The sequence below is a fragment of the Paraburkholderia sp. BR13444 genome (assembly GCF_040948755.1).
Classification (GTDB): Bacteria; Pseudomonadota; Gammaproteobacteria; order Burkholderiales; family Burkholderiaceae; genus Paraburkholderia; species Paraburkholderia youngii.
Genome location: NZ_JBFPKM010000027.1, coordinates 42,314 through 55,993, shown reverse-complemented (window position 1 = coordinate 55,993; position 13,680 = coordinate 42,314). Strand labels below are relative to the sequence as shown.

At 63.2% G+C, this 13,680-nt stretch carries 10 protein-coding genes and 1 pseudogene; 6 read left to right on the top strand and 5 right to left on the bottom strand.

From position 1 onward, the window contains the following. Positions 1-753: 753 nt before the first annotated feature. Complete coding sequence (locus AB3X95_RS38005) at positions 754-1,947, bottom strand: IS91 family transposase (RefSeq protein WP_368594374.1); 1,194 nt, start codon at positions 1,945-1,947, stop codon at positions 754-756. A gap of 6 nt (positions 1,948-1,953) precedes the next feature. Continuing rightward, entirely contained in the window at positions 1,954-2,832 is an 879-nt protein-coding gene (locus AB3X95_RS38000; RefSeq protein ID WP_368594375.1) for a tyrosine-type recombinase/integrase, read from the bottom strand. Positions 2,833-3,318: 486 nt separating this feature from the next. Between AB3X95_RS38000 and AB3X95_RS37995 the strand changes: the two genes are divergently transcribed. From AB3X95_RS37995 to AB3X95_RS37985, 3 genes are all read left to right on the top strand, one after another. Beyond that, positions 3,319-4,029 carry an extensin family protein gene (locus AB3X95_RS37995; RefSeq protein WP_368623928.1) on the top strand — a complete coding sequence of 237 codons (711 nt, stop codon included), beginning with the start codon at positions 3,319-3,321 and terminating at the stop codon, positions 4,027-4,029. Positions 4,030-4,364: 335 nt separating this feature from the next. After that, entirely contained in the window at positions 4,365-4,670 is a 306-nt protein-coding gene (locus tag AB3X95_RS37990; RefSeq protein WP_368623927.1) for an EthD family reductase, read from the top strand. Positions 4,671-5,389: 719 nt separating this feature from the next. Continuing rightward, positions 5,390-6,622: a hypothetical protein gene (locus AB3X95_RS37985; protein ID WP_368623926.1), complete on the top strand. Its 1,233-nt coding sequence runs from the start codon at positions 5,390-5,392 to the stop codon at positions 6,620-6,622. Positions 6,623-6,927: 305 nt separating this feature from the next. Here AB3X95_RS37985 and AB3X95_RS37980 read toward each other — a convergent pair whose 3' ends face one another. Further along, positions 6,928-7,464: a hypothetical protein gene (locus AB3X95_RS37980; RefSeq protein WP_368623925.1), complete on the bottom strand. Its 537-nt coding sequence runs from the start codon at positions 7,462-7,464 to the stop codon at positions 6,928-6,930. Then, positions 7,461-8,039: a hypothetical protein gene (locus AB3X95_RS37975; protein WP_176121213.1), complete on the bottom strand. Its 579-nt coding sequence runs from the start codon at positions 8,037-8,039 to the stop codon at positions 7,461-7,463. Before AB3X95_RS37975 ends, AB3X95_RS37980 begins: the two co-directional genes overlap by 4 nt. Before the next feature lie 1,024 nt (positions 8,040-9,063). On the opposite strand from AB3X95_RS37975, the gene AB3X95_RS37970 reads away from it, so the two are divergent. Then, entirely contained in the window at positions 9,064-11,661 is a 2,598-nt protein-coding gene (locus AB3X95_RS37970) for a penicillin acylase family protein (protein WP_368623924.1), read from the top strand. A gap of 89 nt (positions 11,662-11,750) precedes the next feature. Here AB3X95_RS37970 and AB3X95_RS37965 read toward each other — a convergent pair. Beyond that, positions 11,751-12,011: pseudogene (locus AB3X95_RS37965) on the bottom strand (Arm DNA-binding domain-containing protein); the annotation flags it as partial. A 916-nt stretch (positions 12,012-12,927) separates the two neighbouring features. On the opposite strand from AB3X95_RS37965, the gene AB3X95_RS37960 reads away from it, so the two are divergent. Continuing rightward, positions 12,928-13,335 (top strand): BON domain-containing protein, encoded by a 408-nt coding sequence (locus AB3X95_RS37960; protein ID WP_184226703.1) that lies wholly within the window; start codon positions 12,928-12,930, stop codon positions 13,333-13,335. A gap of 77 nt (positions 13,336-13,412) precedes the next feature. After that, positions 13,413-13,628, top strand: a complete 216-nt coding sequence (locus AB3X95_RS37955) for a hypothetical protein (RefSeq protein WP_184226702.1) — start codon at positions 13,413-13,415, stop codon at positions 13,626-13,628. Positions 13,629-13,680: the final 52 nt, after the last annotated feature.

Here is a 13,680-nt window from a genome sequence, read left to right as displayed (position 1 = left end):
CGGAATTCCGGGCGTCCCGGTCCACTCCGCGGTTTCCTCCCCCGAGGCTTGTTCGCCGCCTGCCCGCACGCGTCGCCGCGCGCTCACAGTGATCAGAATCAGGGCAGGCAGCGAACAACCCTTGACGCTGAACAACCCTTGACGCTGAACAACCCTTGACGCTAGTACGCATTCGTTGAACTCGCAGCGGTCATTCGCCTCGAATTGCCGGCGAGCGGCCGGTGAGCAGCAGTGAGCGGGCATATCGGAGTCAACGCGCGACAGTCGGCTTTGGCCGAACTACTGTCATCGGCCCGTTATGTGCCCTTGACGGCTCGACCGGCGGCTGGAGGTAAGTGGCGCCCCGCTCCGCCTCGTGGCGAGGGGGATTACAGAGTAGTCGCAGGCGAGCGGATTGCCGCGATAATCCAGAGGATTTTTAGCAGGGCGGAAACGGCGCAGTGAGCAGGATAAGGGCTCCGCAAACGAGCCGTTTCTGCCCTGCTAAAAATTCCTTGAGCTAAGCCGCTCCAGTGTCGGTGGCTATGGGAATTGAATCGGTGCCGTGGCGGCTGTGACCGCCGCTTGCGGGAAGCAAAGCGACGGCAGGAAAGGATCCGGATGCACGATCGGGCAGGCACGACCAGACTTGATCGTCCGCAAGCGGCCCGGGGTGCAGGAGAAAGGTGCGCTGCGGCCGCAATGGGCAAGCCTGCCGCGCGGATCCGCAGGATGTGCCGGGTCCGGCGCCCGGTAGGGGTGTACGTTCGTACCTCATTGCGGGTACGGCGGCGCCCGCGGCGGCGCGCCAGGCAGGAGGTATTCGACGCAGACCATATGACCGTGTCTGCAGACCGGACAGTCGCGCAGTGACCGGCCGGTCAGCTGCGCAAGGTAGTCGCGGTAGTCGGGTCCGGATGTCAGCCGGATATCGGGGGGCGGTGCGTCAAGCAGACGGCGACATGCGGCGAGGCTGGCCTCACGCAACCGGTTGCTGAGCAGTCCGTAGTGGCGGATCCGTTGCAGTCCGTGCGGCAACACGTGCAGCAGGAAGCGGCGCAGGAACTCGTGGGCGTCGAGTTGCATCACGCGTGGTCTGGCCGGATGGCGATAGTCCTTCCAGCGGAATGTGACGTGCCGTTCGCCCTGACTGATGAGCCGGCTGTTCGAGATCGCGACGCGGTGGGTGTAGCGCCCGAGATAGTCGAGGACCTGCTGCGGACCACCGAATGGCTCCTTGGCATAGATGACCCACTCGGTCTGGCGCGAGCCGCAAAGATAGCGGGCAAACTCGCCCGGCTCGGACAGGTGGGCCAGCGACGCGAAGAAGCGCAGTGCCCCGGTATCGAAGGCATGTTGCAAGCGCTCGAGGAACAGCCGGCGGAACAGGCGCGAGAGAACCCGCACCGGCAGGAAGAATCCGGGCCGGCAAGCCACCCAGCGCGTGCCGTCGGCAGTCAGGCCGCCGCCCGGGATGACGCAGTGCAGATGCGGATGGTGGACCAGATTCTGCCCCCAGGTGTGCAGCAGCGCGATGAAGCCGATCGTGGCGCCGAGATGCCGGGGGTCTGCCGCTATCGTCTGCAGCGTTTCGGCCGTTGCCTGGAACAGGATGTCGTAGACGACACGCTTGTTCTGGAATGCGATGGCGGCGATCTCCTGCGGAACGGTGAAGACGACGTGGAAGTACGGCACCGGCAGCAGGTCCGCCTGACGGTGGTCGAGCCAACGTGCCCGGGCAAGCGACTGGCACCTCGGGCAGTGCCGGTTGCCACACGAGTTATAGGCGATGCGCTGATGTCCGCAACTGTCGCACTGTTCGACGTGACCGCCCAGGGCCGCCGTCCGGCACTGCTCGATGGCACGCATGACGCGGCGCTGCTCGCGGTCGAGCGAGTCGGCATGCTGTTGCCGGTAGGCCGGGCCATGGCGGTGCAGGATGTCCGCCAGCTCCAGCGGGGCCTTCATCGCGGTTCAGGCCTGGTCAACAGGTGCTTCGCGTGAAGCCTGCGGGGACATCGACGGCAACCGCTCGAACGGGCTGGCCGTCGCACAGATCGTGCTCGTCGCGACCATCAGGTAGCGCGCCGTGGTGGCCAGGCTGCGATGGCCCATCAGCAGCTGGATCAGGCGCACGTCCGTGCCGGATTCGAGCAGGTGCGTCGCAAACGCATGACGCAGGGAGTGCGGCGTGACCGGCTTGGTGATCCCGGCACGGCGACGGGCGTCATGGCACGCCTCCCGCACCACGTCGGCCCCCACGGGTTGATCCGGGAAGCGGCCGGGAAACAGCCAGTACTGGGGCCGGCCGATACACCAGTAGCTGCGCAGGACCTCCAGTAGCCGTGGCGAGAGCATCACGTAGCGGTCGGCGCGACCTTTGCCCTGCTCGACACGCAGCATCATGCGCTGGCTATCGATATCGCCGACCTTCAGCCGGGTGGCTTCCGAGATGCGCAGGCCGGCCGCGTAGGCCGCGATCAGTACGGTTCGATGCTTGACGCTACGGATCGCTTCAAGGAACCGGGTGATCTCCTCCTGACTGAGGATCACCGGGAGTTTGCGCGGCGTCCGCGCGATCGGGAGTTCTTCGACCGCCCACTCGCGTTTGAGCGTGACGTGGTACAGGAAGCGCAGCGCCGCGGTGGCCACCACCAGCGTGCTGGATGAGCGCCGCTGGACTTCAGTCAGGTGCACCTGCCAGGCGCGCACCTCCTCGGGACCCAGCAGTTCGGGGGACCGCCCGAAGTGCCTGGCAAAGTTGTTCACCTGCTGGAGATACGCGCGTTGCGTATTGGGCGCGAGGTTGCGCACGCGCATATCCTCGATCATGCGTCGACGTAAAGGTGTCATGGTGGACTCCGCTCTGAATGGTCAGGACAGCAAACTGCACTGCCATCGTCCCACTCGAACGGATGTGCCCTGCGGATGATCCCGGAGTCGAAGTCGCCAGCCAACCGCCTCCTCCCGCGTCAGCGGGTTAGTTCAACGAGTGTTATCAGTTCTGAGTCTTCGCAGATCCCGCTGCACATGGACGTTCACCCGGGAACGTCAAAACTTCGCCCCCAATAACTGTGTAAAGATTTACGCTTCCTCATGATGGCAACATCATAGGCGCAAGCGTGGCAACGGCCGCCCGCCGCAATGTCTCACGGGTCCCCTTGATCGCAAAAGAGGATGACTACTGCGTTGATGTCATGTACGTAATCGACGATTCTTATACGCAATAAAGCAGGTTAGCAAAGCCGCCGCATAGCTGCGCTCTTAATACACTCGACGCATGATGAACACTCGCGACGCACTGCTCTCGCCGGCGATACCGGCCGGGCCGCTCGAGCTATGATGGCCCGCGTCGTCGCCATCCTTTTGCTGTTCGCCACGTTGAGTGCCGCGGTGATGACGTGGCTCGTCTACGAAGGATATATCAGCGTGCCGGAGCGCGACAATCCGTTCCTGCCGCTCGATGTGCGTGCCGAACCTGGCCCGCTCACGCCGTGGAAGTTCTGGCGGGCGACGCACGATCCAACACGCTGTATGGTGGCACTGGAAACTTCCGGGCTGCAATTCATCCCTGTCGCAGACCAGACGACACCGCAGGGTTGCGATGTAGCGCATGCAGTACGCGTTGAGAGATTCGCATACGCGAGCGTGAATCACGCGTTTCTGGCGACATGCCCGTTGGCGCTGGCACTTGCGATGAGTGAGCGCCACGTCTGGCAACCGGCAGCGCTTTCGCTCTACGGTGAAGCCATTAAGCGCATTGATCACATCGGCAGCTACGCTTGCCGCAACGTTAATCACGCGGCGGATGGGCGCTTGAGCGAACACGCCTACGCCAACGCCATCGACGTCGAAGCCTTCTATCTCGCGGGCGGCTCGCGCGTCACGATCGCAAACGACTGGAACGCGGACTCCCGCGCGGGTCGCCTGCTGGCTCGCATTCATGAAGGAACGTGCGGTTACTTTCATGCTGTGCTCGGCCCCGACTACAACGTGCTGCATCGGACACACTTCCATCTCGACATGGGACCGTACCAGGTCTGCCAGTGAGGGACCTTCCCGCTCGATACGCGCGGTGGCGTCCACAACGACGCGCTCGAACTCGCCGTCTGTGACCGCCTTCATGTGCACGGCGGGGGCAATCATCGTTGCCAGCAATTAAGTTGTCGTCGAGTATGAGGGGGAATGTGGTGTTGCGTTGCCGCCGCTCGCGTGGGACGCGCTCGCGCACTGCGTGAGCGCAGCACTCCGAACGGGCTTGAACTCTCGTGGAGGTGTCATAGACTCAACGAGCTGCCCATCGGCTCAACCGCAGACGGTGTTACGGATCCGCGCTGGCTGGAGAAGAAACCACCCTTTCAAGGTCGGCTTCAGGAGACGAAATCATGGCCCAGCTCGTCGCACTTTATAAGAAGCAAACGGATGCCAAGGCGTTCGATGACTACTACGCGTCGACCCATGTGCCACTGGCGAAGACACTGCCGGGCCTGAAAGGTTATGAGATCAGTGCGGGGCCGGTGGCGTTAACCCAAGGCAACTCGCCTTACCACCTCGTCGCCCATGCTTCGTTTCGACTCGGTCGACGCCATCAAGTCGTTGACCAGCCCGAAGGCCAGGCGACTGCGGCAGATCTCGGCAACTTCGCGCAGGCAGGTGTAGATCTTCTGATCTTTGACACAAAAGAAGCGTAGTCCTGCCTCGCGCTTCCAGCGCCGCGGGATGCTGCATGCAACCACGCGTGAAGAAGGAGCATCAGCCCTGACGACTCACACTCGACTATCGTGGCCCGCCGGCCGACGCGTCGCGTGGAGCGCTTTTAGCTCGCACACCCGATGCCGACGGCCAGGAGTGCGAAGATGCCGCACAATTGAGTCCCAAGCGGTGCACCGAGCGACGGCTGGAGTTTGTTCATCGAAAACACCACTCGACATCCGTCAACCATGGTCGCCAGCTGTGCATCGGGACAATGGCCCGGTGCATCCTTCAGCTCACATTCCAGAATCGACTCCGACGGCGCGCGTCTGATCAGTCTGCAGTTAGCTGAGCGACGTGTTCACGGCTCGCAAATGAACGCGCTTTCATGGAGGCGTGCAAACCGGTGCTAACCGATTGCATCTCGCCGCGACGGGCCCTCTTGTCAGCTGGTTTTGGCGCGAAGCCCGAGCATAGTGGTATGGCGAACTTCGCGACATTGAATGGCTAAAAGTTCCGCTCTGCATTTGCGGAGTCGCCTTGTTCAGGGCAGCGGCAGCGGCAACGCTCCACGGAAACCTTATGAAAAACTGAAGCAAATCACGTTTGATACCTGGTGAATACGATACGGACGACTACTTAATGGAAAGCGTATGCTCCACTGTTACGGACGCATTGACGAAGCTCGACATATTTCAACGAACAGAGGAGGTGGGCGATGCGAAGGTACATTTGGGCAAATGCAATGGCGGTTGCGTCGGTGGCGGTCGTTATTGCGGGCTGTGGCGGCGGGGACAACCTTACAAGCGGGCCGCATTATGTATCCGACATTGCCGTGCCGAACATCAAGACCGGCGTCAACTTTTCCTTTGATATCGGCGTCGTTTCCGGTAGCCATTACTTTTTTACCGACAGAAATAACGCTTCGCTGGATCAGATCGACATTCCGTCGAAGTCGTTCGTCAAGGCAATCCAGGGGAGCGGTCCGCTCGCGTTTACGGGACTTGGACCCGGTCCAAATTCGCAGGCCGGTCCGGACGGCGCGACGCCTGTCGGCAGCCTCATCTATGCGGGGGACGTGAATTCTGTGAAGATCGTCGACCCTGCAGCAGGGGCAGTGATAAGCAAGATAGTGGTCAGCACAACCGGCGTGCGCGCAGATGAAGGTTGTCTCGATTCGACCCATGGCATCTTCATGATCTCGAGTCCGGAAGAGAACCCGCCCTTCGCGACATTCATCAACACGGCAACTCAGACCGTCGTGGCAAAGGTCACATTCACTGACAACGCGGGTAAACCCACTGCCGGACTCGAAGCCTGCCGGTACGACGCCACGAGCGACAACTTCTACGTGAACGTAGACGGCAGCACGACGAATCCTCATGGTGAACTCGTAAAACTGCCGGGAGCATCTGTTCGCGCAATACCAAACGGCGGCACGCAGAACTATACAACCCTTGCGGGCGTCGCGATGTATGGGGAAGGTAACTGCGATCCTACTGGGTTGGCGCTCGGGCCTGGGAACGATATTGCGGTCGGTTGCCGAGAAGGGACGACTGGCGCGCCGTTGCTCATGCAGATTATCGATCGTTCAAACGGCGCTCTCCTGGCGTCCCTCAACGCGGGTGGAGGTGATCAGCTTGAATACGATGTGTCCACCAATCGCTACTACAACGCGGCAAGCCGTTGGACTTCTTCCGGCAATGCCTCGACGAATGGCGCCTGCTCGGCCGCATCGCCGTGTACGCCGGTACTAACCATTGTCGACGCCGGTTCCCGCAGCGTTGTCACTCGCCTGAACACTGGTAACAATGCGCATTCGGTTGCAGTCGACCCGGCGACAGGGCTGATTTTCGTTCCCTACTCTTCGGCGACATCGCCAGCAGGATGCCCGAGTTGCGCCGCAAATGGATTCGTCAATGGCGGGGTCTCCGTGTTCGCCGCAAGGTAGCGTCGATCGATCCACACCCGCTTCCTATGCGGGAGCTGTCGACCCGTGTGCTATGGCGTGACGATTGATTGGAAGACGTCGCCGCTTCTCCGATGTACAGAGCGACGTTAAATCACTCCTGCTAGCGTTCGATCTATCACGCGGGGCTGTGCTCAACGATGCAGCCCCATCAGGACTGCATCCTGGTCATCGGGGGCTGCCCTGCGCGCGCAAGGTGGACTGCGTCCTCCAGGAACTGCTTACGATGGGGCCTGCCGTCGTTAATGACGGAGGCAAGAAGCAGCGACAAACACTCGCCGCTTTTTTTATTGCAGGTTGCCCCAGCGTGCGACCGCCGGCTCGGCCGTCGCCCACTTCCAGCCCTTGTCCTGCTGGCACGCGCTCGCCGTGAACCACCTCTCGGGCGCGTTCAGGCCGTCGCCGTCCTGCACCGAGAACACGAAGTCTTTGCACAGCGCGAGCGCCGAATTGACCGCGCGCGTCACGCGCACCTGGCCGTGACCGTTTTCGATCGGCAACGTGTGCTTGACCGACCACGGTTTCGTTTCGCCGACCGCCATCGTCCCGACCAGCGCCGCCATCAGATCCTGCTGATCCTTGTGCATGCTGCGCATGTAGCGCGCGACCGCTTCGTCGGTGGCGGCCTGCACCGCCACGCCGACGCCGAGCGCGACGGCCGGATTGCTGGTCACGATGCCCGAAGCGACACCCGCCGCCGCGCCGCTCGCGGCGCCGATCGACGCGCAGCCGCTCGCCAGCAGGCTCGCGCCAACGCACAGCGCGCCGGCCGCGATGAGCCGCAGCCGATCACCCCTCGGAACGCCAGGCGAACGCAATATCATTGCAGCGCACCCCAGCGCTCGGTGGCGGGTTCGGCCGATGCCCAACGCCAGTCCTTACCGTCACGGCAAACCGACGCGATGTAAAACGCGCTGCTCGCGGGCTTGTCGCGTGTTGCGTTCTGATCGACGGAAAAGACGATTTCCTTGCAGTCGAGCGCGCCGGTGCTGATCAGGCGGCTGACGGTCACGCGGCCGTGCTCGTCGTCTTCGATCGGGAAAGAGTGGGTGATGCTCCAGGGAGCGACCGCGCCGACCTCGAGCGGACCGGCCGCCTGCGCGATGCTGTTCTGCGTATTCGTGTGGACCACGCGCTCCGAGTACTGCACGCCGGCGCGCGCGGCGGCGACCGCGCCAAGACCGATACCGGTCGCGACCGCCGCATTGCTGGTGACCTTGCCCGCGACCGCGGCACCCGCGATACCGGCGCCCGCAACCGCGCCTTCCGAGTACAACGAGCTACAGCCGCTCAATGCGGACGACACCGCCAGCGCCAGCGCGAGCAGCGCTGCTACGTGGGGGCGTTTGGCTGCGACAACGGACTTCGCGTTGTCGGCCCACACCATGTTCTTTTGCATTTCTACCGTCTCTGCTCTACCGGTGCCGTCGATCACGCGCTTCGCGCGTAACAGTCTGCGGTGCAATGGTGCTCATCAACGATCGGGTCCACGACAGAAAATTGATCCATGCACTTGAGGCTTTCGAAGCGCAAGCGCAGTGTGCCACCGCCGACGGAGACATCTGAGCAAACGACGTTCCAAATCTCGGAGTGATCTGCGCCCTACGGCCGCCAGTCGCCGAGACTGAACTATCGGGTACCGACCACGGAAACGATAATGCGAACGGAGTCCGGCTTTTCGTCAGCTTCCGTGCGCGCCCCACCGCCCTTGCGCAGGGCGAACTGTGGTCTCGCCTGTCTGCGTTCGGCAGGCTTCGGGCGTGCACTTGCAGGTAAAGATCGGCAGTTATCCGGTGATGGTGAAGCAGAGAGCGATGCCGCACTCGATGCTGCGGTGCGTAACGACAATCACGGCCGCGGCGAATGACGCCGCGTGCAACCGGCTGGCTACTGGCCGTCTTGCCTTGGGCCGTTCCGTGGTCTGTTGACGTCGCTGTTCGCGCCGTCACGGGTACCCATATTCAGACCATTGGCCTTGCGCCTGGAAGATCGCGTCGAAGGGCTACTGCCCGCCGCACCGACGCCACTACCCGTGACATCCGGCGAATCGTATCCTCTTCCACTCGGGGTTTTCATCCGCCCCGCGCCGGCACGGGATGTTGCCGTCCCGTCGACGTGCTCGCCCGGTTCGACGCAGAGGTGGACATGCTGAGACCGGCGAAGCCTCGCGGCGTCGCGGCCGTCAACCTTGATGAGCGCGTCAGCGCCGCAACCTTCCAGCGTTCTATCGCGGGTCGCAATGATTTCGCTCGTGGCCGCGGCGGTGCGCGCGAACGCCGGGTTTGAGACCTGCTCGGTGTCGGAGTCGGAGACCGCCAGGTGGGCGCAGCCGGCGACAACCACACGGCCATGCTATGGTCGCAAGGCATTTCGGCGATCAGATTGCCGTTGCAGCAAGCCAGCAAGCATTGGACGACCCCCGCATGATCCACGATGATCCGTTCGAGCCTTTCCCGCAAAAGCGGCGCCGCGCCTGGCCGCTGATTCTGCTGTGCGCCGTCATCATCGCTGTGGCCGCGTTGGTGGTGGCAGCCGGGTTGACTCTGCGGGCGAGCCTGCCGCAACTCGACGGCACGCGCGACGCGCCGGTATCCGCAACGGTGACGATCGCGCGCGACGCGCTCGGCGTGCCGACGGTACAAGGCGGCACGCGTGACGATGTCGCGTATGCGACCGGTTTCGTTCACGCACAGGACCGATTCTTTCAGATGGATTTGCTGCGTCGGGTCGCGGCCGGCGAGATGGCCGCGCTCATTGGTCCGGCAGCGCTGGAGCTGGACCGGCGCGACCGGCCTATGCGTTTTCGCGAACACGCGCGGGCGGCGCTCCCCGCGTTGCCCGCAGAGCAGCGGCAACTCATCGAAAGCTATGCGGCGGGCGTCAACGACGGCCTGCGCTCGCTTCGCGCGCGACCGTTCGAATACTGGCTACTGCGCACGCAACCGGTCCCGTGGCGCCCCGAGGACACGTTGCTCGCCGTCTATGCCATGTACATCGACCTGCAGTACGGCCAGGTCACGCACGTGCTGTCACGCGCGACGCTGCGCGAGCGAGTGCCTGCGGACCTCCTTGCGTTCCTGCTGCCCGCAACGAGCCGCTGGGATGCTCCGCTCGACGACATGCGCGCATTCGCACCGTCGCCCACCGCCCTGCCCGCGACGCCACCGCCGTGGCTGCCAGCAGCGCGGTCCGCCGCGGACTTCGGCACGGAGTCCACCGGGCTATTGAGCGGCGAGCCCGGATTCATCGACGCTGGGGCCTCCGCCAATTCGATGGTCGGCAGCAATGGATTCGCGGTCGACGGTGTGCACGGCGTCGACGGGCGCGCGCTGCTCGCGAGCGACATGCACCTCGGCTTGTCGCTGCCGAACATCTGGTACCGGTTATCGCTGATCTATCCGGCGCCAGATGGCGGCGCGCGGCACATCACGGGGGGGAGCCTGCCAGGAACGCCACTCGTCGTGGCCGGCAGCAACGGCCATATTGCCTGGGGGTTCACGAACAGCTATGGGCGGTTCATCGATCTCGTCGAACTGATGCGCGACCCGGATGATCCGCTTCGCTATGGCGTGCCCGACGGCGGCTGGCAGAGGGCGCAGGTGATCCATGAGCGCCTCGACGTGAACGGCGGCGCGAGCGTCGATCTTCCGGTCGTGCAAACCCGCTGGGGGCCCCAGATCGTTGTTGGCCCACATGCGTATGCCTTGCATTGGGTTGCGCAGGATCCGCAGGCGATCAACGTGAACCTCATACGGCTCGAAAGCGTGTCGAACGTCGCCGACGCGTTGCACGCTGCGCAGACCTCCGGCGTGCCGACGCAGAACTTCATGGTGGCCGATGCACAGGGCCATATCGGTTGGACGCTCGCCGGCCCCTTGCCGCGCTTTGCCGATTTGGATGCGGATGCCGCGGCGCTCGCCGCCTTCCCGTTTCGCTCCGACACGTATAGCGGTTGGGAGGGGTATCTGCCGCCTGATGCGTATCCGTTGCGCATCGATCCGCCGGCGGGCCGCATCTGGACTGCGAACAACCGGACGTTGCCACCGGACGAGGCAGCACGCATCGGCGATGCGGGCACCGACCTCGGCGCACGTGCGACACAGATTCGCGACGATCTGCTCGCGATGCCGCATGCGACCGAACGCGACTTGCTGGCGGTGCAGACCGACGACCGGGCTTTCTGGATCGAACACTGGCGACGCACTGCGCTCGACGCGCTCGACGCGACCGCTCTCAAGGGCCATCCCAAACGCGCGGCATTCCGCCGGCTCATCGAAACCTGGGATGGTCATGCGGATGTGACTGCGGTCGGCTACCGGCTGGTGCGCGCGTTCTACTACTCGCTGTACGACGCCTGGTTCGGTGCGCTCGACAAGCAAATGAGCGCGATCGCACCCGAACTCAGCTATCGCGCGGCGAACTCGCGTTACGAGGCGACAATGGAGACACTCGCCGGCCAGCACGCGTGGATACCCGAGGGCTTCGCGGACTGGCGTGCGTTCGTGCTGGATCGGATCGACCGCTCGATCGCACAATTGCCGATGGGCACGAAGCTTGAAGATGCACGCTGGGGCGAGCGCAACCGCTCGGCAATCGCGCATCCGTTCGCGCGGATCGTGCCGTCGTGGCTGCCGTGGGTGCGCAGCTGGCTCAGCACGCCGGACGATCCGCTGCCGGGCGACATCAATATGCCGCGCGTGCAGTCACCTGTGTTCGGCGCATCCGAGCGTTTTGCGGTGTCGCCGGGGCGTGAGCAGGACGGCATCTTCGAGATGCCCGGTGGACAGTCGGGCAATCCACTGTCGCCGTATTTCCTCGCGGGACATGAAACGTGGGTGCGCGGCGATGCGGCGCCGTTCCTGCCTGGCCCAGCCGTGCATACGCTTAAGCTCAACGCGGCTGATGCATGCAAGGTGCATCGAACCCGGCCGGACAGACCCTCATCGATGAAACCGCGGGAAATCGCAACCCGGAGCGGCGCCGGCACAGTCGGCGGGTTATTGATGTCGAGCGAGTCGTGATAGAACGCCGACAGCGCGCCGACCTCGCGGAACGTCACATTGGCGTCGACCGAGATATCGAGCAATTGCCGCCGCTGCTGTTCACGCCGGGCAAGGATCGGGTCAACCTTGTTTCTGGCCATCTCCCGATAAGTTGCGGTCTGTTTCCGCGCCTCGCCCAGCGGGACTCGCGAAAGCGGACCGAGGCCCATTTCCCGCACATGTCCATCGATCGAGAAGCGGAGCACCCATGAGCGCGCGCCGCTATCGGCAATCTGCATGAAGAGCCCGCCACCGTCGCCGTAGTGGCCCGGCGCTACCTCCTTGGCGACCCGCAATGCGCTGAGCCGGTGCAACTGTCGTCCTACCATGTTGCCCTCCGCTCCTACCCACGAAACCCACGTTCCTACCCACGATTCATGCGGAAATTGTGCGGGACATCGCTGGAAGCGGCAAGCACACCGTTACCCACAAACCGCTCTTAAATCAGCGACTTAAAGGACGTTTTCGGAAGGAAGTGTAGAGGAACTCGATTGGCTTCCGAAAATTCAACCAAATAACTTCCGCTTTGACTGGATTTCAAGGTCAAAACTGGCCGCCCGCACCGTGCTGTTACTCAAATAACTTCCGAAGTTGACAAGTTTCAACCGTAAATCTTCCGTCGTCGCGGTCATCATCCGGCGGTGCGCAGCCAACAAGAACGCCCCACGAGCTACCGCGGCCGCCCACGAACGTGCAAATCGAGCGACTGAAGATCGGCCATTGCCGACGCTCGCCATTCGGCCGCCATGCGTCTGCAGCTAGCCGCCTTGCTGTCGCGATGCGGTGGATTCGAATGTCGGCTTCCCGGAGCTGCAAACGAGCCTTGACGACCCACTCCGGTCAGACGGCCCTCTCAAAAGCGGTCAGTCAGTCGACTCCTTGTTTTGCGAACTGGAAGGCCTTAAAACGGCCATTGGCGACCTCACCCAATCGGCCACTTTCCGCCGCTCGCCTGAGTCATGCGGCGGTCGTTTGAACGACCGGTCCACTCCGAAACCTGCCCGATGCTCAATGCGCAGTTGTGGGCCATTGCGGACGTTGGAGTGCCGGCCACTCTGAGGTACCCGCATTGGGATGATCTGAGCTATTCATAACACTTCAGGTTTTATCAAGGACTTTAAGGTGCGCGATCCATAAGCTGCAAGGGTTCGATGACCGCTCTGACGCGGCATCATTCGCGCGGACGCGCGAGCTTCAAATTTTTAACGGCGGACAAAAGGTTCGCCAATCAAGGAGATCGACCCGATGAAACTGTATTCGAAGCTCAAACCGGCCGCAGCACTCGCTACCATCGTTCTGTTGACGGGCTACGCTGGCAGCGTGTTCGCCGACGACGCGGCGGTCTCATACTTGCCGCCCGTTCAGGCGCGTCCCGCCGTGCCGAAGGATCCGGTCAAGGCGCAGCGTAAGACAGAGCAGAAGGCCGAGCGTGCTGCCGACCGTCATTTCGCCACCAACGTTCGTAAAGCAATCATCAAGGCAGGCGGGGTGGACGCTTCGCATATGTCGGTCGTCGCCAAGTCGGGCGCCATCACGCTGGAAGGCTCCGTGCCCGAAGCGGCGCAGATCGATCTCGCGCAGCAACACGCGCAGCAAGTCGCGGGCGTCACTGGCGTGACGAACCGGCTGAGCCTGGCAACTTCGGGACATTAAGCCGCCATCTGCATAGCGTGTGACGCGAAGCACGAGGTGTACGGCTACTCGAGGAGACGAAGCTTTCCACAGTCCGCGTGGGCGACCACGCGAAGGCGCGGCTCCTCTCGATCGGCACGCTGATCGAAGTGCGTGAAGAACGTCTCGCCAGCAGCAGTGCCGATCCAGACAAGCCCCCGAGCCGCCGCGACCTGCTCGCCGGCGGCAACCCGATTTTCGCGTGGGTGCGCCTGGGGCAGCGCATGCCCGTGCGGATTCGCCGCGAACGTGTTCCACGCTCGCTGCGGACCTGATCTGGACGGTGACGGTCCTTCCGTCGCCGTGCCACTTACCGGTCCGGGAGCA